The 17,262-nt window shown below is 69.4% G+C and carries 18 protein-coding genes and 2 pseudogenes; 13 read left to right on the top strand and 7 right to left on the bottom strand.

The window, feature by feature from the left end; all coding sequences use genetic code 11:
• Nucleotides 1–343: 343 nt before the first annotated feature.
• From ACWDYJ_RS27240 to ACWDYJ_RS27225, 4 genes are all read left to right on the top strand, one after another.
• Nucleotides 344–583, top strand: coding sequence for a hypothetical protein (locus tag ACWDYJ_RS27240; RefSeq protein ID WP_451568226.1), 240 nt, complete (start codon nucleotides 344–346; stop codon nucleotides 581–583).
• A gap of 193 nt (nucleotides 584–776) precedes the next feature.
• On the top strand, nucleotides 777–1,643 hold the full coding sequence (locus ACWDYJ_RS27235) for a heavy metal-binding domain-containing protein (RefSeq protein ID WP_451568225.1): 867 nt from the start codon (nucleotides 777–779) through the stop codon (nucleotides 1,641–1,643).
• Nucleotide 1,644: 1 nt separating this feature from the next.
• The gene (locus ACWDYJ_RS27230; protein WP_451568224.1) at nucleotides 1,645–2,508 is read left to right on the top strand and encodes a heavy metal-binding domain-containing protein; all 864 of its coding nucleotides are present in this window, start codon (nucleotides 1,645–1,647) and stop codon (nucleotides 2,506–2,508) included.
• Entirely contained in the window at nucleotides 2,501–2,893 is a 393-nt protein-coding gene (locus tag ACWDYJ_RS27225) for a hypothetical protein (RefSeq protein ID WP_451568223.1), read from the top strand. Before ACWDYJ_RS27230 ends, ACWDYJ_RS27225 begins: the two co-directional genes overlap by 8 nt.
• Before the next feature lie 25 nt (nucleotides 2,894–2,918).
• Here ACWDYJ_RS27225 and ACWDYJ_RS27220 read toward each other — a convergent pair whose 3' ends face one another.
• Nucleotides 2,919–3,803, bottom strand: coding sequence for a helix-turn-helix domain-containing protein (locus ACWDYJ_RS27220; RefSeq protein ID WP_451568222.1), 885 nt, complete (start codon nucleotides 3,801–3,803; stop codon nucleotides 2,919–2,921).
• Nucleotides 3,804–3,981: 178 nt separating this feature from the next.
• A complete protein-coding gene (locus tag ACWDYJ_RS27215) occupies nucleotides 3,982–4,467 on the bottom strand; it encodes an ATP-binding protein (protein ID WP_451568221.1) in 486 nt (161 codons plus the stop codon).
• A gap of 111 nt (nucleotides 4,468–4,578) precedes the next feature.
• Between ACWDYJ_RS27215 and ACWDYJ_RS27210 the strand changes: the two genes are divergently transcribed.
• The 3 genes and pseudogenes from ACWDYJ_RS27210 to ACWDYJ_RS27200 all read left to right on the top strand — a co-directional run.
• Complete coding sequence (locus tag ACWDYJ_RS27210) at nucleotides 4,579–5,436, top strand: helix-turn-helix domain-containing protein (RefSeq protein ID WP_451568220.1); 858 nt, start codon at nucleotides 4,579–4,581, stop codon at nucleotides 5,434–5,436.
• Entirely contained in the window at nucleotides 5,433–5,690 is a 258-nt protein-coding gene (locus ACWDYJ_RS27205) for a DUF397 domain-containing protein (protein ID WP_451568219.1), read from the top strand. The genes ACWDYJ_RS27210 and ACWDYJ_RS27205 overlap by 4 nt, the downstream gene beginning before the upstream one ends.
• 332 nt (nucleotides 5,691–6,022) lie before the next feature.
• Nucleotides 6,023–6,750 (top strand): annotated as a pseudogene (locus tag ACWDYJ_RS27200) (hypothetical protein); the annotation flags it as partial.
• Nucleotides 6,751–6,989: 239 nt separating this feature from the next.
• On the opposite strand, the gene ACWDYJ_RS27195 reads toward ACWDYJ_RS27200, so the two are convergent.
• Nucleotides 6,990–7,292, bottom strand: coding sequence for a hypothetical protein (locus ACWDYJ_RS27195; protein ID WP_451568218.1), 303 nt, complete (start codon nucleotides 7,290–7,292; stop codon nucleotides 6,990–6,992).
• A 271-nt stretch (nucleotides 7,293–7,563) separates the two neighbouring features.
• Here ACWDYJ_RS27195 and ACWDYJ_RS27190 point away from each other — a divergent pair, with 271 nt between their 5' ends.
• Complete coding sequence (locus ACWDYJ_RS27190) at nucleotides 7,564–9,291, top strand: cytochrome P450 (RefSeq protein WP_451568217.1); 1,728 nt, start codon at nucleotides 7,564–7,566, stop codon at nucleotides 9,289–9,291.
• A gap of 79 nt (nucleotides 9,292–9,370) precedes the next feature.
• On the opposite strand, the pseudogene ACWDYJ_RS27185 reads toward ACWDYJ_RS27190, so the two are convergent.
• Nucleotides 9,371–9,800: pseudogene (locus tag ACWDYJ_RS27185) on the bottom strand (hypothetical protein).
• An 84-nt stretch (nucleotides 9,801–9,884) separates the two neighbouring features.
• Nucleotides 9,885–10,103: a MafI family immunity protein gene (locus ACWDYJ_RS27180; RefSeq protein WP_451568245.1), complete on the bottom strand. Its 219-nt coding sequence runs from the start codon at nucleotides 10,101–10,103 to the stop codon at nucleotides 9,885–9,887.
• 287 nt (nucleotides 10,104–10,390) lie between these two features.
• On the opposite strand from ACWDYJ_RS27180, the gene ACWDYJ_RS27175 reads away from it, so the two are divergent.
• Complete coding sequence (locus ACWDYJ_RS27175; protein ID WP_451568216.1) at nucleotides 10,391–10,693, top strand: hypothetical protein; 303 nt, start codon at nucleotides 10,391–10,393, stop codon at nucleotides 10,691–10,693.
• A gap of 125 nt (nucleotides 10,694–10,818) precedes the next feature.
• Here the strand turns inward: ACWDYJ_RS27175 and ACWDYJ_RS27170 are convergent, their stop codons facing one another.
• Nucleotides 10,819–11,784, bottom strand: a complete 966-nt coding sequence (locus ACWDYJ_RS27170) for a helix-turn-helix transcriptional regulator (protein WP_451568215.1) — start codon at nucleotides 11,782–11,784, stop codon at nucleotides 10,819–10,821.
• Nucleotides 11,785–11,847: 63 nt separating this feature from the next.
• Between ACWDYJ_RS27170 and ACWDYJ_RS27165 the strand changes: the two genes are divergently transcribed.
• Complete coding sequence (locus ACWDYJ_RS27165) at nucleotides 11,848–12,234, top strand: VOC family protein (RefSeq protein ID WP_451568214.1); 387 nt, start codon at nucleotides 11,848–11,850, stop codon at nucleotides 12,232–12,234.
• 342 nt (nucleotides 12,235–12,576) lie between these two features.
• On the top strand, nucleotides 12,577–13,152 hold the full coding sequence (locus ACWDYJ_RS27160; protein WP_451568213.1) for a rhodanese-like domain-containing protein: 576 nt from the start codon (nucleotides 12,577–12,579) through the stop codon (nucleotides 13,150–13,152).
• Between the two features lie 184 nt (nucleotides 13,153–13,336).
• Here ACWDYJ_RS27160 and ACWDYJ_RS27155 read toward each other — a convergent pair whose 3' ends face one another.
• Complete coding sequence (locus ACWDYJ_RS27155) at nucleotides 13,337–13,972, bottom strand: TetR/AcrR family transcriptional regulator (protein WP_451568212.1); 636 nt, start codon at nucleotides 13,970–13,972, stop codon at nucleotides 13,337–13,339.
• Nucleotides 13,973–14,094: 122 nt separating this feature from the next.
• Here ACWDYJ_RS27155 and ACWDYJ_RS27150 point away from each other — a divergent pair, with 122 nt between their 5' ends.
• Together ACWDYJ_RS27150 and ACWDYJ_RS27145 are read left to right on the top strand one after the other, a co-directional pair.
• A complete protein-coding gene (locus ACWDYJ_RS27150) occupies nucleotides 14,095–15,600 on the top strand; it encodes an APC family permease (protein WP_451568211.1) in 1,506 nt (501 codons plus the stop codon).
• On the top strand, nucleotides 15,576–17,162 hold the full coding sequence (locus ACWDYJ_RS27145) for an amidohydrolase (protein ID WP_451568210.1): 1,587 nt from the start codon (nucleotides 15,576–15,578) through the stop codon (nucleotides 17,160–17,162). The genes ACWDYJ_RS27150 and ACWDYJ_RS27145 overlap by 25 nt, the downstream gene beginning before the upstream one ends.
• Nucleotides 17,163–17,262 lie beyond the last annotated feature (100 nt).

Here is a 17,262-nt window from a genome sequence, read left to right as displayed (position 1 = left end):
CATTCAGGAAAGGCTGTGACCAGGCCGGTCGGGAGCGAGTCCATCGGAACCGCGGATTCTCTTCCCGCCGGAGAGGGGAATGTCGATTCCAAAACAGACAAATATCGAAATGTCGACGGGGTGACGCCCTGTGAGGGACGTGCCGCACCGACGTGTATGCCGTGACGCATGTCACGCGTTCCCGGTCCGGCCTTCGGCCTGTCTCCGATCGGAGCTCTGGAGGGGCGGCCGGTCACCGGGCAGCCCTCTACCACGATCTCGTGGACGCGGGCCGCAGGGCCGGCGGGCCGCGTGGTACGCGGGGACGGGCATTGTGGGGGCGGCGGCATGGGTCGTGCGTGGCGTGGACTGTTCCGGCGGCAGCGGCCGGAGGAACTGGCACGGCCGGGCCGCCCTCCGGATCTCCCAGCGCGGCGGCGGCACCCTCCGCATCGAGGAGCTGACGGACGACTTCGAGCCGGGCGAACGCCTGCTCACGGGCAAGGGCACCTGTACCGGCCAGGCCCACCTGACCGGCCCCGCCCTTGTCCACCTCCACTCCACCGGCGACTGGCACATCACCCTCGCGCCCGGCCGGACGTAGCGCGGGCCGCAGTGGTGCCCTCCGACCGGGCTGCGCCGCCCGAGCGTGGTGACGGCGCTCTGGCCCAAGGGCCTTGACGGGAAGAGTCGTTGGAGGCGGGGAGGATCGTTTCGTTGATCCATCCGATGGCATACGCTGCCGCATGGCCACGCGATCCGCGCGGTGAGCCGAGAGGTCGATGGCACAGGGGTCGATGACACACGGACGAGACGCCGGTCCGGCGGGGCCCGCCGCCGGGGGGACGGCAAGGCCCCGGGCCGGTGATACCTGGGACTCGGCGCTGTCGTCCGAGGAGTTCTCTGCGATCAAGGGTGCCGGGTTCGAGCCGGTCGGGCAGGTAGTCGGCACGGCCGTCTTCAACATCGGGTACACCGGCGTCTGGGGCTGCCCGGGCGCGTGGTCGGTCACAGGCGGCACGAAGGTGCCGTCCTCGATCTGGGCGTCGTCCTTGTCGCAGCTGGCGAGGACGATGTACGCGGCGCGCAGGCTGGCGCTGGCCCGCGCGGTGGCCGAGTGCCGCGCGCTCGGCGGCGACGGGATCGTCGGGGTGGAGCTGCGGGTCGATGAGTTCGCGCAGGAGTGTCTGGAGTTCACCGCGCTCGGTACCGCGGTCCGGGCCCGCTCGCGCATCCGGCCGCGCCAGCCCTTCACGTCGCACCTGAGCGGCCAGGACTTCGCCAAGCTCGTACACGCCGGATGGGTGCCGACCGGACTGGCCTTCGGTATCGGCCTGGAGATCCGGCACGACGACTGGCGCGCCTCCCGCCTGATTCCCTGGACCGCCGGGAACCAGGAGGTCGACGGCTATACCCAGTTGATCGGCCACGTCCGCCAAGAGGCCCGCGAACAACTGGCCGTCGATGCGGCCAAGCACGGCGGGGACGGGGTGGTGGTGGACGACGTGGAGCTGAGCGTGCGTGAGAGCGAGTGCCCCACGTCCGGGCGGGACCTCAGCGCGGAGGCCGTCCTCGTCGGCACCACCATCGCCCGGTTCGGCCGCTCCGCGCGGCCCGCCGGGCCTGGACCCTTGACCATCATGAGACTGGAGCGCGAGCGCTGACATGAGCGAGCGAACGGGGCGGGAACTGGCCGGGGAAGCCGCGCAGCCGGCTGCGGAGGGCATGGCCGAGGACGCGATGCGGCGGCTCGCGCGGCTCCAACCCGGGGAGAAGGGCTCGCTCTTCACCTCGGACCTGACGGTGAACGAGTTCCTGCTGGTGCGCGAGGCCGGCTTCCGCCCGCTCGGCCTGGTCCTCGGCTCCTCGGTCTACCACGTCGGCATCCAGCTCGGCCGGTGGTCGAAGAACCAGGAACTGACCAAGCTGTCAGAGGCCATGTACCACGCGCGCGAGCTGGCGATGAGCCGGATGGAGGCGGAGGCGAGCGCCTTGGGGGCGGACGGGATCGTGGGGGTGCGGCTGGACATCGAGTTCAAGGAGTTCGGCTCGGACATCGCCGAGTTCATCGCGATCGGCACGGCGGTGAAGGCGGTCGGCGCGGACCCGGGACCGGCCGGGACCTGGCTCAACAACAAGGGCAAGCCGTTCACCTCGGACCTGTCCGGCCAGGATTTCTGGACACTGATCCGGGCCGGATACGCGCCGCTGGACATGGTCATGGGGTCGTGCGTCTACCACGTGGCGCACCAGCGCTTCGCCCAGGTGCTCAGCACGGCGGGCCGCAACGTCGAGATCGAGCCGTTCACCCAGGCGCTCTACGACGCACGCGAGCTGGCGATGAGCCGCATGCGGGCAGAGGGGACGGCCCTGGAGGCCGAAGGGATCGTGGCGGTCCAGCTGAGGCAGCACTCGCATACCTGGGGCTCGCACACCACCGAGTTCTTCGCCATCGGGACAGCGGTGCGCCCGCTTCGTGACGACCACGTCATCGACCGACCGACCATGGTGCTGAGCCTCGATGCCTGAGAGGGACGTGGAACTGCTGGCCGCCGCGCTGCGCCAGGACAGCGCGGACGTGAACCTCTACGCCAAAGTGCTGTCGGCGAACCTGGCGGACTCGCTGCCGCCCGGCGCTGTGCGGGTCAAGCGCAGCCGTTCCGTCGCGGAACGGGTGGCCGGGCGCGAGGGTTCGGTCGTCGAACTGGACGTCGCGCTCGGGGAGCAGCGGCTCTCGCTGCGGATGGACCGGGGCCGGGTGACCGGGGAGATCTGCCACGAGGTACGGGGCATCGTGCTCTCGCGGCGCCCAGTGGGCCTGGACGAGTGGATCGATGCCCTGGCCCGGTCTCTGGCTGACGCCGCAGCCTCGAACGCCCGTGCCCGCGAGGCCGTCGAACGCTTCCTGGCCTGACCGTGGCCGGGCTCGGCATACGAGGTCAGGCGGCCGTGGCCGTGGCTGTGGAGCAGGCTTCGCAGTGGCCCGGGGTGGGGGCGCGGAAGGCGCGTTCGCAGCCGTCGCAGGTCTGGAACGGGTGGACCTCTCCGTCCGGGTGGGGCGACGGGCCGAGCCGGGGCAGCCGGAGGAGGGGCGGCAGGAGCACCGCCAACCGGTGTGCCAGGAACCCGGCTGGTGAGCGGATCGGCTCCGCCGGGAGGCAGCCCGCCAGGGTGCCGCTGATGGCGGCGGGGCTCAGGCCGCGCTCCAGCCAGGTGCCGACGGAGGGTGCGAGCCGCGCCACGTCGCGCTCGGAGAGCATCAGCCGGGGATCGCGCAACCGCAGGCGGGCGAGCAGATCGGCCGCCGCCTCATGGGCTTCCGGGGTGAGCGCGGTGGTGGGGGTGGGCAGGGGCGGAGCCTCGGCGGGCGGCCGGGGTGCCGGTGTCTCTGCCGGTGCCGGTGCGGGCGGTGCCGGTTCGTGTCGCTTCGGGGCGGGTGGCTTCGGCTCCGGGTCCGGATCTGCTCGCAGGGCCGCCGGGTTGTTGTACGACACCGTACGGGTGATCACCCGCCCCGACGGAAGTCGCTCCCGGGTCCGGGACAGGTAGCCGTGCGCCTCCAGTTCGCGCAGAGCGGTTCCGATGCGGACCTCGCCCTCCTTGAAGCGTTCCGACAGGGCCGCGATGGACACCTTGGCGCCGGTGGGCAGGGACTGGATGTGCGTGGCCAGTCCGATCGCCGTCAGGCTCAGCTCGCGGTGCTGGGCGAGGTGGTTGCCGATCTTGACGTAACGCTCGCGGTGGGGGTGGTTGATGTGCCCGACACCGGAGGTCGGATTGCCGTACGCAGCGCGTGCAGGCGCGCTAAGGTGCTGCTCAGCCACGGGGAAGCCTTACTTCCTCAGCGGTCAGGCCCTCGGGCGGGATTGCCGTCCCGTACGGGGGCCGTTCGCGTTTATGGGGTTGTCGAGGCTGAGCCTGCACCCCGAATTGGCATATGCGCCAGCCAGATTGGCCGCATTCACCCGACCGGGTGACGGGGCGGGGTTTGGTTGGGAAAGGTCATTTCCCAAGGTTGTTGTATTGGTTTACGTCGAGCGAAACCGGCCGTCGGTCCACCGGGACGCGGAAACCCAGGTCCGGTGGAGCGGGTACCGGTAGGGCGAGTTCGGCCCAGACGGTTTTCAGGGGTACCGGGCCGAGGGAAGTTCCCCACCGGTCCGCCAGCGTCGCGACGAGGACCAGCCCCCTGCCTGATTCCGCGTCGGGATCCGGGAGTTCGGCGGTGGAGGGCGGTGCGCACTCCCTTCGGGTGTCGCTCACCTCGATACGGAGCGTGGCGCCTGCGGCGGTGATCCGGAGCTGGAACCTCCGACCGGGGACCCGACCGTGCGTGACGGCGTTGTTCGCGAGCTCGGCGACGACATGGGCCGCGTCATGGAACGGAAGCCCCCAGTCCGCCAGTTGGGCGGCGGCGAGCTGCCGGGCGGCGCGAGCGCCGTGCGGGGTGGCGGGGAGGGTGGCGGTGAAGGCGATTTCCTGATTCACGTGACTCAGCGTGGCGATCCGTGCGTAACCTGAACAGGACTGAGGCCGCTGTGTACGGCGGCCGTCCAGGGCGGTCCCGCGCTGTCCCTGCCGGTCCCCTCGGAGGTGGAAGTGAACGCAGACGGCGCCGATGAGTCGAGTGAGTCGAGTTGGGAACTTGATCCGGAGGACGAATCGGGGGCGGTTATCGCCACCGTCGGCCGCCAGTTGAAAATGTGGCGGGAGGCCGCCGGGCTTGACCGCACGCAGTTCGGTACGCGCATGGGTTACGGGCCGAACCTGATCTACAAGATCGAACGGGGAGCTCGGACTCCACGGCCCGAGTATTTGGACAAGGCGGACGAGGTCCTCGATGCGGGCGGCAAAATCGCCGCCATGAAGACGGATGTCCAAAGGGCTCGCTATCCCAAGAAGGTCCGGGATCTGGCCAAGTTGGAGTCCGAGGCGGTTGAGCTGGGGGCGTACGGGAACCACAACCTGCACGGTCTGCTGCAGACTGAGGAGTACACGCGCGCGCTGTACGAGATGCGGCGGCCGGCCTACTCCCCGGACGAGGTGGAGCGCTACGTCGCTGCCCGCATGGCGCGACAGGACATCTTTCACCGGAGGCCGCTGCCCGCGCTGACCTTCGTACTTGAGCAGGTGACGCTGGAGCGGCCGGTAGGAGGTCGGGGAGTGCTCCGCAGGCAGCTGGAGCACCTGCTCGACGTTGGGCACATGCGTAACGTCGAGATCCAGGTGATGCCGACGGACTGTGAGGATCACGCAGGGATGGGCGGTCAGATCGACGTCTTGAAGCTCCGGGACGGCTCTACGGTCGGTTACCTCGAAGTGCAGTTGGTGAGCCGCCCGATCACCGACCCGAAGGACATCCAGCTTCTGGAACTCCGGTATGGGATCATCCGTTCACAGGCTCTCAGTCCACGGGAGTCGAGAGCTTGCATCGAGAAAGTGCTGGGAGAGACATGAGTATCAAGCCCTCGGTCGGCGATCTTTCCGCACTGAAGTGGGTGAAGAGCAGCTACAGCGCCAGCAGCAGCAATGAGTGCGTCGAGGTCGCCTGGACGAAGAGCAGCTACAGCGCCAGCGACAGCAACGACTGCGTCGAGGTCGCGACCGTCCCGGGGACGGTACTCATCCGCGACTCCAAGAACGCCGACGGCGCCCACCTGGCCGTGGCCCCCGCCATCTGGACCGGCTTCGTCCGCTACGCCCGAGGCTGACGTCAGCCGACGGCTTCGTGGTGCCGCAGCCCGCCAGGGCCGGGGTCGCTGTGAGGGCAGAGCGGTGGTCACCGCCGTCGGCGCCTTCGTGCGTACGTACATCGTGAGACCTCCCGCCCCGAATGATCGGGGTGGGAGGTCTCACGCACGCAGAACCGCGAACACGCCCCGGGTCGACGTGCCGTCCAGGTCGTGCCACGTCGCCGTGACATGCCGTGGGCGTCCGGCGCCGTGGCTCCGGGCCGCAGGACGCGAGTCACCGACAGGGCGAGTCCGGTGCGCGGTCGGCCGCTACCTCGGCTACCCGGAGGGGCAGGGTCGGCGAGCTGCTGGACGTGGATCGGGCCGTTGTGGCCCTCTCCCGGCAGGACTTCACCTTCGCGGACAGCCTGATCCGCCGCTGGCTCGGCAGGTTCAAGCCGAACGGGCTCGATGACAAGGGCCGGTACCTCTTCGCCCGTTCAACCGCCCTCCTCGGTGATCTCCAGCGCGATCAAGGGTCCGTGATCGGCCCGCTCTCGGCCCAGCACTCCTATGCCTCGGCGAAGTCCCTGTTCGGCCAGCTCGACATCCCGCGCCGCATCGCCCAGCTCGATCTGTCCCTCGCGGTCGTCGCGGAGATGTCGGGGAGGCTGGAGATCGCGGCCCAGCAGTACGAGTCCCTGGCGGTCGACGACCGACTCTCCCGCCGCGACCGGGCCAGGGCCCGGCTGTGGGTGGGGACCGCCCTGAGCAAGGACGGCAACCACAGCTATGCCTCCCGCGTCATGCTCGCCGCGACCCGGGAGTTCGAGGACCTCGCCGAGCCCGAGGACTGGTCGGTCGCCCACCAGAAGCTCGCCCTGGCCCACTGGGGGTCCGGTGACCTGGCCCATGCCTTGCACTTCATCGACATCGCCCGCAGCACGGCCGCGACCGACGCTCCGATGCAGCGGGTCCGCCTGGAAACCGCCCCACGGTCACATCCTGCTGTCCGACCCCGCCACCCTCGATGATGCTGGCCAGCATCGAGGGCATTAGGGCCATGAGCGAGGGGGCCGCCGGCCCCCGGCGACGGTGACCAGGGGGGAACAGGCCGGCGCGAGAGCGAATGTCTCAGGACTCTTGAAGCTGATGGGCACCGCAGGCCGCCTCTACCACACGAAGATCGCCGGATGGTCGCGGGTGCAGCCTGACACGCTCACGCCAGGTCGCCCCCGAAGCGCGTCGGCGATTCCAGCCCGCGCCCACCCAACGGCTCACAGCAGGCCCGCGTCGCGCTTGAATTTGGACGACCGCCGTTCCGCCGTGGCAGGCGGACTACCGGCGACCCGTCTGTTTAGTCAGCTCCTCGTACCACTCCGTACGTCGCGCAACGACTCCCGAGGCCTTGGCTCCGAGCGCAGCGATGGAGTCGGCGATGCCGCAGGTGAACCGGTACAGCAGCACATGCACGGCGGTGTCCATCCACACCTCGGTCCTGCCCGCCGGCATAGGCCGTGCCGATTCCGCGGGTGTGCGCCGACGGGTACCGCCGTTGACCGCGTTGTCGAGCTGCACGCCGCTGGTGGCGCGGACCTTGCCTGCTGCCTCGCCGGGCCAGACCTCCAGCGTCTCGTCCATGCCGGGAACAACGCAGGGCTGCTCGTCGCGTCCCACGGGCCGGCCCGGCGCGGCCTCCGCCTCCCCGCGCGCTCCGAACGCGGGGTAGTGGTGGGCCACCGCCTACAGCCCGTGAATGGCCGGGTGGGCTGGTTTGTCAAGTCCCGAGCTTCCGTGCCGTGACCGCAGGCCCGTGGGTGGGGCGCAATGGAGTGACGGTTGACGCCGAAAGACGGCGGACGGGCAAGCGCCCCACCGAATTCCACGACCTCTCCTGAGGAGCCTTTCCCCCATGACCGCCACCCGGACCCGACGTGTCGTCCCCCTCCTGATCGCCACCCTCCTGGCCGGCGGAGGCGCCTCGCTCTCCTCCACGGCTTTCGCCGCTCCCACCACGACAACCGCAAGGGTCACCACCGACACCGAACATCCGAGGGGGCCAGGCATGTCGAACGCAAGATCAAGGATATCCAGGGCGTCAAGCTCAGCCGACAGAACCCTCCTCCGCCTGTATCTAGCGATTTACCTTACAGCAACCGGAGTGCTTGTTCTTGTTGCAGTTACTGCCGCATTGATGGCGATTGGCAATGTGCAGCCTTGGATCTTCGGGCCCATCGCGGCAGTGTCGGGCTTGACTCTTTTTCTCGCATACCATAAACGACATCGAGAATTCCGCTTGCGGCAACACATACCAGGTCCGAAGCCCGCCTTCTTCATGGGAAATCTAGCAGATCTTTTGACGTTCGGGCAGGGGCACCGGGATCTAGCCCTGAGGAAATTGCACGAAAAATATGGGCCGATCGTTCGCATTCACCTAGGGTGGGGCTCCCGCCCTTATGTTTCAGCTAATAGGGCATCCAAGAACCTCCACAACAGATCTTTCGACTCCAATCGGCAAGCAGATAAAACCGTTCTCCCCATCAGCATGATGGGGATGCCCGGCGGGGAAGAACTGCAAAGCCACCGACGCTCGATCGGTGGCCTTCTCAACAGGAACGCGCTAGGCCATTTCAAGCACGAGGCAGACGCATTCGCCGTTCAGTTCACCAAGAGAAACGGAGCGGACGGGGCAGAGGGTCCCGAAAGCCCGACGGCCCTCCTCCGTGAAGTGCAAAGCTGGAGTGCCAACTCTCTGGGGAGTCTACTTTTTGGGACATCCTGGCGTCTTCCTGATCTTCCCAGGTACCTGGATTGCCTCGGGCGAATCGAAGAAGAGATCGGCTATCGCGCTTTCCATCCATCCTTCCGCCGCTTCATCTTCCTGCACCGCACCCTTCAGACTCGATCCGCATACAGATATCTGGCTTCAACCCTAAGTGCGATGTTGGATAATCGAGGGTGCCCTGTCGCCACTAAAGGCACTGGAGAAGATCGCGCGACTGTCGCTGAACGAATAAGGAAAGAGGGTGGCTGGAGGCGGCGGCAGCGAATCGAAGAAGCGATGTCGCTAGTACTTGGTGGTACCGACGCCATGACGTACGCCATCACTCAATCTCTTGTCGAACTATCACGCAATCCACAAATTCAGTGCAAGGTGCAGGCCTCCTGGGCTCAGGCAGGGGACGGGGAACCCAGTAAAAACAAGGAGGCGTCAGAGATTGTGCGGGCGGTGTTCTATGAGACGCTGAGACTCCACCCCCCGGTTCCGTTCAGCTCCAAGCGTTCAGATCGACTAGACGTGGAAGAGGGCGGGATCCTCATACCAGCCGGAACGAATCTCCTTTGGGCGAAACCGGCGATTGGCGTCAACCCCGAGACATTCGAGGAACCGCTCCGATTTGATCCGAGCAGGTTCGAGGAGGGGGCTAGCTTGGCAGACTTCTTGCCGTTCGGTGCCGGTCCCCGCCATTGCATCGGCAGTCAGGCTGCAGAACAACTCTGCATTGCGCTCTTGTCCCACATCCTCAGAGCATTTTCTGTGGAACCGGTTAATGACGCAGCCATGACCCTCACTGCGAAAGTTGCCGTTGTCCCTTCATGTATTCCCGTGAGACTCCAGCCGCTAAGGGCTTGCAGATGACTAAGGTTTGTCCCGCAATGATCGAGTAGCTGAGCCAGCCAGGTCTGTGGCCATGGTCTGTGGCCGGGGCCTCCTCGGTCTATCCAGCGAGGGTGATGTTGTGGAGGCGGGCGATGCCGAGCATTGCGTGATGGACGCCGTCGCCCTTGAGGCGGCAGTCACGGAGGATCTCAGGGCGGTCTGGCCACGTTCCCGGCGGTGCGGGATGACGAGGCCGGTGCCTCGACAGCCGCCGTCGGCGATCACTGTCGTGTTGCCGACGGCCGCCTTTGCGCCGGATAGCTCCCACGCTTTGCAGTCGTTGCGGTTACCCGGCAGCGGTCGGCCGACCACGACGACGAGCCGGGTGTCGGCGTCCACGACGACTGGTAGGCAGCGACCAGCAGCACACGGTCCTCCAGCGGCAGGATCCACGGCCGGCCCCGCCGGGCCGCGTCCGCTCCCTCCCGCCGCAGTGCGGTCACCAGCTTGCGGAAGCAGCGCGGGCTCAGACCGCTGAACGGGCCCATCCAGGACGGCTCCGACGCCGTGATCACACCAATCACGCGAAAGATCACCCCTCGTCGAGATCGCCGAGAGGTGAAATCAGTCGATCAACAGCTCGTCAAGACGCTGGACGGAACGCGGAGTGCCCATCTCTCATCGGCCATGGCGACCAGGGCCGCGTGATACTGCCGCGTGATCGGCAGAGCGTCCTCGTAGATCCACGAGCACATGGTGTCGAACGCCAATGCCTCCTCTCCGTGCGAGAGCAGATGGCGCAGATCCGTGACGACCGCCTCCGAGGTGAGCGGTCGAGAACCAGCAGGCATCAGGGGCTGTGGACTCATCGCGTCGGCCAGTCCGCTGCGGAGCATCCCGGTCAGCTTCTTCTCGGCCTTGTCGCTCAGCAGCGTGCGCGCGTACGTCAGGAACGCGGACAGGCCCCAGGTCGAAGGCCGAGTCCGTGCGACCGGTGCCCACGGCGGACAGGGCGTGAGCCAGTAGCGGGGGCGGTGGGCGCGGTCGGGCCTCGACGATCAGCAGGCCCCGGCCGCTGGCGTCGGTGGCGGCGGGGTGGGGCGCCCTCGGGATTCTGTGTGCGCCGGTTACGGCTGTCGTGGACCTCCAGGCGGGCATGTCCGGCGCCGGTCTCCAACTACGCCTCGGCGAAGTCCCTGTTCGGCCAGCTCGACATCCCGCGCCGGAACAGGATCTGCCCAGGGATGCCGTCCAGCGCGTGATGACGGAGAACACCACCCTCAAGCGCCGGATCCAGCAACTCACCAGCGAACGCAGGAGCCTGGAAGACCGGTTGAAGGGGGCACGCGAGAACAACCGATTTCTCGACAAGCGTGTCGCCGAACTCGAAGCCCAGCTTGCCGAACTGCTGACCCAACGCGGGGCCCTGGACCTGCCTTGACGCCCCCCACCACACCTTGGCCAGAAGCCAACGTCCTCGTCACCGGCATGGCGAACAGACAGACGGCACCGAGCAGTCTCCGGCACCGGACGGGGCCCAACGTTCGTTCCCGGTGCAACGTCTCTCTACCGGGTCTGACCGTTCACGTTGTCCTCGAACAGTTCCCGGGTACGGCGCAGCAGCGCTTCCCGTACGCCGTCCGGTGACAGGACCCGCAGCGGTGTGGCCAGGCTGAGGAGGTACCTGGCGAGCCCGTCCGCGTCGGGGCCGCCGATGTCGACGATCGTGGCGCCGGGGCCTTCCGGGCGGTGGGTACCGACCGTCGGCGGGATCAGCCGCAGTGCCTGCTCTACGGGCAAAGGGAGGCGGATCGTCACGTACAGCGGGTAGGCGCCGGCCGCGATGGAGCGGGAGACAAGCAGCGCCGGGTCAGGTGGGTCGATGAATTCCACCGGGCGCCCGGTCGGCTGTAGCTGGCCAACCCTGTCGGCCCGGAAGGTCCGCCAATCGTCCCGCGTCACGTCCCGGGCGACGAAGTACCAACGGCGTCCCGTGTGCACGAGGCGGTACGGGTCGACGTCCCGGACCGTGGCCCTTCCTTCCCGATCGCGGTACGACAGGCGGCTGCGCTCGCCCCGGCGACACGCGGCGGCCAGTTCCAGCAGCATGCCGGGCGCGATCTGCGCCTCATCGGGCCTTGGGGTGTGAACAAAGGCGGCGTCCATCTCGCCCAGCCGGTCCGCGATCCGGCGTGGCAGAACCTGCCGCAGTTTCAGCAGAGCAGACAGCGCGGCTTGGTCGCCGCCGAGAACGCCGCTGAGCGCCGCCTCCCGTAGCCCGACAGCCACTGCGAGTGCCTCTTCGTCATCGAGGATCAACGGCGGCACCCGGGCCCCGGCACTGAGGCGATAGCCGCCCCACGGCCCGGGGTCGGACTCGACTCCGTAGCCGAGTTCCCGGAGCCTGGCGACGTCCCGCCGCACCGTGCGCTCAGTGACCGCCATCTGGGCGGCCAGCTCACCGCAGGTCCACGAGGGCCGCGCGGACAGCAGTGAGACCAGTCGCAGCAGGCGGGCGGAGGTGCTGATCACATCGTGAAGTGTCCCGCATGACCAGGACCGAATCTGTCCTGGTCCCGTCATAGCGTCTTTCCCATGAGCACTGGAAACACGTCCGCACCCGCGATCCGCTACTCGGCCGTCACATTCGACTGCCCGGACCCCGCCGAACTGGCCCGCTTCTACGGCGACGCCCTTGGCCTGCCCGTTGCCTACTCCACTGAAGACTTCATCCTGCTTGGCCAGGAGGGCTCGGCCGGACTGGGGTTCAACCGCCTGGCCGACTACCGACGGCCCACCTGGCCGGACCCCTCCCAGGAGAAGCAGGCCCACATCGAACTGGGCGTCGACAACTTGGATGACGCCCAGGCCCGGCTGCTCGCCCTGGGGGCCGTCGAGCCCGCCGTCCAGCCGGAACCCGACCGGTGGCGGGTCCTGCTGGACCCCGCAGGTCACCCGTTCTGCATCACCACCCTGGTCTGAGCATGATCGGCAGACTGATGACCATGACAGCGCACGCAGGCGGAGGCGGCGAACTCGCCGCTGTCCTGCTGAGGGTGGCCAGCTCTGACACACGCCCCCGGCCACAGGAACGGCCTGTTCGGAGGTCATTCCTGCGGCCAGGTCGCGTACGACCCGGCCCCGACATGCCCGTCGCGCCACTGATGACGTGGGTGCTGACAGAACGACAGGGCTTGAGCCAGTAGCGGGGGGCGGTGGGCACGGTTTCCTTTGCTCGGTTGGGGTTACCGTTCCTCATCAGTGAGCAGGAGTGGGTCTTGGACCTATTGCCTGTCGCTGCGCGCATCCCGAACGGAGTCCCCCATGGCACCCACCACCTCCCTCACCGCCGTCCAGGCCCACGCCCGCCTTCACGAGCTGACCGTCATCGACGTACGCACCCCCGGCGAATACGCCTCCGGCCACCTGCCCGGCGCCCACAACATTCCCCTCGACCACCTCGATGCCGCCCTGCCCGCCCTCAAGACGGCCGCCGACCGTGGCGACCTCCTCGTCGTGTGCGCCTCCGGCGCCCGCTCCGCGACCGCCTGCCAGCGCCTGGCCGAGCGGGGGGTCGCCGCCGCCACCCTCACCGGCGGCACCACCGCCTGGACTCAGCTCGGCCACGACACCCACCGCCCCACCGGCACCCCCGCCCCCTGGGCCATGGACCGCCAGGTCCGCCTCGCCGCCGGATCCCTCGTCCTGACCGGCATCATCGCCGGGCAGCGCTGGAACAAGGCTCGCTGGCTCTCCGCAGGTGTGGCCGCCGGCCTGGTCTTCTCCGCCCTCACCAACACCTGCGGCATGGCCATGATCCTCGCCAAGCTCCCCCACAATCAGCCCAAGGCCACCGACCTCGACGCCACCCTCGCCACCCTCGCCGCCCTGACCGACTGACAGCCAGGCCTGAGCAGGACCGCCTACGGTGCCACGTGAGCGTTGAGCGTTGGGCGGCGGCAGGCGGGTGAGGGCCGTCCTGGTGTTCGTGATCAGTCGTGTGCGCCGGACTTGTTCCGCACCCGCTTCATGTCGTCTTCGAGCAGCGTCCAGACCTCGATCAGGGCCGTCCAGGGCTCCGGGCCTACGTCGGCTCCGGCCCCGGGGGGCCGCCCGGTTCCGCCTCGTCCCGCAGCGTGCGCGCGTACGTCAGGAAGGCGGCCAGGGCCAGGTCGAAGGCCGTGTCCGCGCGGTGGGGTCCGACGGCCGCCAGGGCGCGGGTCAGGAGCGGGGTCTGCGGGGACGGCTCCCACATGGCCTCGGGGGCCGCCAGGTCCAGGGCCGAGCCGAGGATCAGGTTCTCCAGGCCGGTCAGCAGCGGCATCACCCGCTCCTCGGGGAAACCGGCCGCCAGCAGCAGACCCACCGCGCGCTCGTAGTGGGCCAGCACCTTCGGGGCCCGGACCGGCGTGGTCATAAGCAGCGGGATGGCCCGGGGGTAGGCGGCGAAGGCGGCCCGGTAGGACCGCGCCCACTCCTCCAGGGCCCGGTCCCAGGGGGTCAGGGCCAGGGCGTCGTCGGCGATCCGGTCGGACACCCGCTCCCGTATCAGCTCCACCACCCCGGCCCGGCCGTCCACGTGGTGATACACCGAGCCCGTCTGCACGCCCAGCGCCCGGGCGATCTGCGGGACGCTGAACTCCCCTTGCTCCGCGACGAGTTGCAGCGCGGTCGTGGCGATCCGCTCCCGGTCCAGGAGGGGGATGCGCGGCCGTGCCATCGATGTTCTCCCGCCGTCAGGTCTTCCCGTACGCCAAAACCGGAGGCTACATTGCCGCGAACCGAAAGCCTTTAGGTTTCCGGTCCCCCCGCCGCCTGCCGTACGCAGAAGGGTGCCTCCGCATGCCCGAAACGCCAGAGCCACCAGCCGGATCCGCCCTGCGCAAGGGCGCCCTCGGAACCGCCGACATCTCCTTCTTCGTCGTCTCCGCAGCCGCCCCCCTCACCGTCATGGCCGGAGTCGCCCCCGTCGCGATCCTCCTCGGCGGCATCGGCGCCCCCGCCGGGTACCTCATCGCCGGCCTCACCCTCGCCGTCTTCGCCGTCGGCTTCACCACCATGAGCCGCCACGTCCGCAGCGGCGGCGCCTTCTACGCGTACATCTCCCGCGGCCTCGGCAAGCGCGTCGGCATCGGCGCCGCCCTGCTCGCCCTCATCGGCTACAACGGCATGGAGATCGGCGTCTACGGGCTCCTCGGCACCACCACCGCCGACACCGGCCGCGCCCTGTGGGGCCTCGACATCCCCTGGCTGCCCGTCTCCCTCGCCGGCCTCGCGCTCATCTGGTACGGCGGCTTCCGCTCCATCGACTTCGGCGCCAAGCTGCTCGGCGTCCTCCTCGTCGCCGAGACGGGGATACTCGTCCTCCTCGCCGCGGGAGTATTGATCAAGGGCGGCGCCCACGGGCTGTCGGCCGCCTCCTTCGCTCCTGGCGCGGTCCTCGTCCCCGGCACCGCGGCCGTCCTGGCCTTCGCGTTCGCGGCCTTCACCGGCTTCGAGTCGACCGTCATCTACCGCCGCGAGGCCCGCGACCCCGACCGGACCATCCCGCGCGCCACCTACATCGCCGTCGCCTTCCTCGGCCTCTTCTACGCCTTCGTCGTCTGGACCGTCATCCAGGCCTTCGGCGCCGAGGAGGTCATGGCCGCCGCCGCCGAGGACCCGGGCGGCCTCTTCTTCGCCGCCATCACCACCTACGTGGGCCCCTGGGCGGCCGACCTGATGCACGTCTTCATCGTCACCAGCGTCATCGCCTCCCTCCTCGCCTTCCACAACGCCATCAACCGCTACGTCCTCGCCCTCGCCGAGGAAGGCGTCCTGCCCGCCGCCCTCGGCCGGGTCCACCACCGCCACCGTTCCCCGTACCTGGCCGGACTCGCCCAGACCGCCCTCGGCGCCGTCATCGTCGTCGGCTTCGCCCTCGCCGACGCGGACCCGTACCAGCAGCTGCTGCTCTGGGTGAACACACCCGGCATGATCGGCCTCATGGCGCTGATGCTGCTCGCGGCCATCGCCGTACCCGTCTACTTCCGGCGCGTCCCGCACGAGGAGGGCCCCTGGCGGACCGTCGTCGCACCCGTCACCGCCGCCGCCCTGCTCGCCGTGGCGATCTTCCTGGTCGTCTCCAAGGTGGACCTCTTCACCATGGCCTCCCCGACCGTCAACACCGTCCTCGTCGCCCTCGTCCCCACCGTCTTCCTCATCGGCCTCGTCCTTGCCCAGCGGCTGAAGACCCGCCGCCCCGAGGTCTACGCCCGCTTCGCCGAAGAACCCCTCCCCGAAGACGCCCTCCACGACGAGGCCCTCCCCGAAGGAGCACAGCCGTGCCCGCTGCCGACACCGTCCTGACCGGAGCCCGCGTCCGGACCCTCGACCCCGCCCGCCCCGAAGCCGGCGCGGTAGCCGTCCACGGCGGCGAGATCGTCGCCGTCGGCCAGGAGGACGACGTACGAGGCTGGCTCGGCCCCGGCACCGAGATCGTCGACCTCGGCGGCGCCACCCTCACCCCCGGCCTCACCGACGCCCACAGCCACCCCGTCTGGGGCGTCGAAATGGCCACCGGCACCGACCTCTCGCCCGTCCGGGACCTCGACCAGCTCCGCGCCGCCCTGCGCACCGCCGACCGCACCGGCGGCTGGGTCCTGGGCCACGGCCTCGACCACAACGCCTTCGGCGGCCGGCCCGTCGACCGGGCCCTGATCGAGGACGCGCTCGGCCCGACCCCGGCCTTCCTGCGCCTCTACGACGGCCACTCCGCCCTGGCGAACGGCCCGGCCCTGGCCGCCGCGGGCATCACCGGCCCCCGTACCTTCGCCCAGCGCTCGGAGATCGTCTGCGACGCCGACGGCACGCCCACCGGCCACCTGATCGAGCACGCCGCGATGGCCCTCGTCGGCGCCCTCGCCCCCAAGCCCACCTCCGCCGAGCGTCGCACCCGCCTCGTCGAACTGCTCGGCGCCATGGCCGCCACCGGCCTCACCGGCGCCCACGTGATGGACCTCGGCGACGGTGACGTACCGGCCCTCCTGGCCACCGTCGAGTACGAGGGGCACCTGCCGCTGCGGCTGCGCCTGGCCCCCTGGTGCATGCCCGGGGCGGGGGACGAGGAGCTGGCGGAGCTGATCGGCCTCCAGCGCCTGGGCGGCCGGCACTGGCAGGTCGGCGGCGTGAAGTTCTTCATGGACGGCACCGTCGAGGGCGGCACCGCCTGGCTGGAGCACGCCGACTGCCACGGCCAGGGCACCGACGCCTTCTGGCCGGACCTGGAGCAGTACGCACGGGCCGTACGGGTCCTCGACACCGCCGGGGTCGGCACCGCGACCCACGCCATCGGCGACGCGGCGGTCCGGCACGTCCTGGACACCGTGGCCTCGCTGGGCGGCGGCTCCGGGGCGCGGCACCGGATCGAGCACATCGAGACCGTCCCCGACGACCAGCTGAAGCGGTTCGCGGAGCTGGGGGTGAGCGCCTCGATGCAGCCGCCGCACGCCGCGTACACCCGGGCAGACCACAGCGACGAGTGGTCGAAGCGGCTCGGCGACGAACGGGCCGGCCGGGCCTGGCGGTGCCGCGACCTGCGGGACGCGGGCGCGGTGCTGGCCCTCGGCTCGGACTGGCCCATCGCCCACCACGACGCCCGCCAGGTCCTCGCCACCGCTCTGCGCCCGCGCGGGGCGGCAGCGGGAGGACGGTTCCTGACCGGGCTGATGGCACTGGAGGGCATGACTTCGCACGCCGCGCTGGCGGCGGGGGAGGAGGCGGTGGCTGGCCGGATCGCCGTCGGCCACCGGGCGGACCTGACGGCCTTCACCGTCGACCCGGTCACCGCCGGGCCGGACGAACTGGCCGAGGCCCCCGTACGCCTGACGATGTCGGGCGGCCGTATCACCCACGCCCAGGAAGGCCGATAGACGGGCCTAAGGGCTGTCCCGTAATCCCCGGCGGGCGCACGACGACAGCTACGGCACCTCGCCGCGTTGTCGGAGCGCCCGAATACGCCCAGTATGAGGA

The sequence above is a fragment of the Streptomyces sp. NPDC003042 genome (assembly GCF_053591315.1).
Note: the sequence above shows the minus strand (reverse complement) of the source record. Positions and strands in the feature narration are given on the sequence as shown.

Excerpts from the sequence above, each read along its gene's own strand:
- ACWDYJ_RS27235 (WP_451568225.1), top strand. The coding sequence starts at position 777 with ATGACACACGGACGAGACGCCGGTCCGGCGGGGCCCGCCGCCGGGGGG.
- ACWDYJ_RS27230 (WP_451568224.1), top strand. The coding sequence starts at position 1,645 with ATGAGCGAGCGAACGGGGCGGGAACTGGCCGGGGAAGCCGCGCAGCCG.
- ACWDYJ_RS27225 (WP_451568223.1), top strand. The coding sequence starts at position 2,501 with ATGCCTGAGAGGGACGTGGAACTGCTGGCCGCCGCGCTGCGCCAGGAC.
- ACWDYJ_RS27205 (WP_451568219.1), top strand. The coding sequence starts at position 5,433 with ATGAGTATCAAGCCCTCGGTCGGCGATCTTTCCGCACTGAAGTGGGTG.
- ACWDYJ_RS27195 (WP_451568218.1), bottom strand. The coding sequence starts at position 7,292 with ATGGACGAGACGCTGGAGGTCTGGCCCGGCGAGGCAGCAGGCAAGGTC.
- ACWDYJ_RS27190 (WP_451568217.1), top strand. The coding sequence starts at position 7,564 with ATGACCGCCACCCGGACCCGACGTGTCGTCCCCCTCCTGATCGCCACC.
- ACWDYJ_RS27180 (WP_451568245.1), bottom strand. The coding sequence starts at position 10,103 with ATGCCTGCTGGTTCTCGACCGCTCACCTCGGAGGCGGTCGTCACGGAT.
- ACWDYJ_RS27165 (WP_451568214.1), top strand. The coding sequence starts at position 11,848 with ATGAGCACTGGAAACACGTCCGCACCCGCGATCCGCTACTCGGCCGTC.
- ACWDYJ_RS27160 (WP_451568213.1), top strand. The coding sequence starts at position 12,577 with ATGGCACCCACCACCTCCCTCACCGCCGTCCAGGCCCACGCCCGCCTT.
- ACWDYJ_RS27155 (WP_451568212.1), bottom strand. The coding sequence starts at position 13,972 with ATGGCACGGCCGCGCATCCCCCTCCTGGACCGGGAGCGGATCGCCACG.
- ACWDYJ_RS27150 (WP_451568211.1), top strand. The coding sequence starts at position 14,095 with ATGCCCGAAACGCCAGAGCCACCAGCCGGATCCGCCCTGCGCAAGGGC.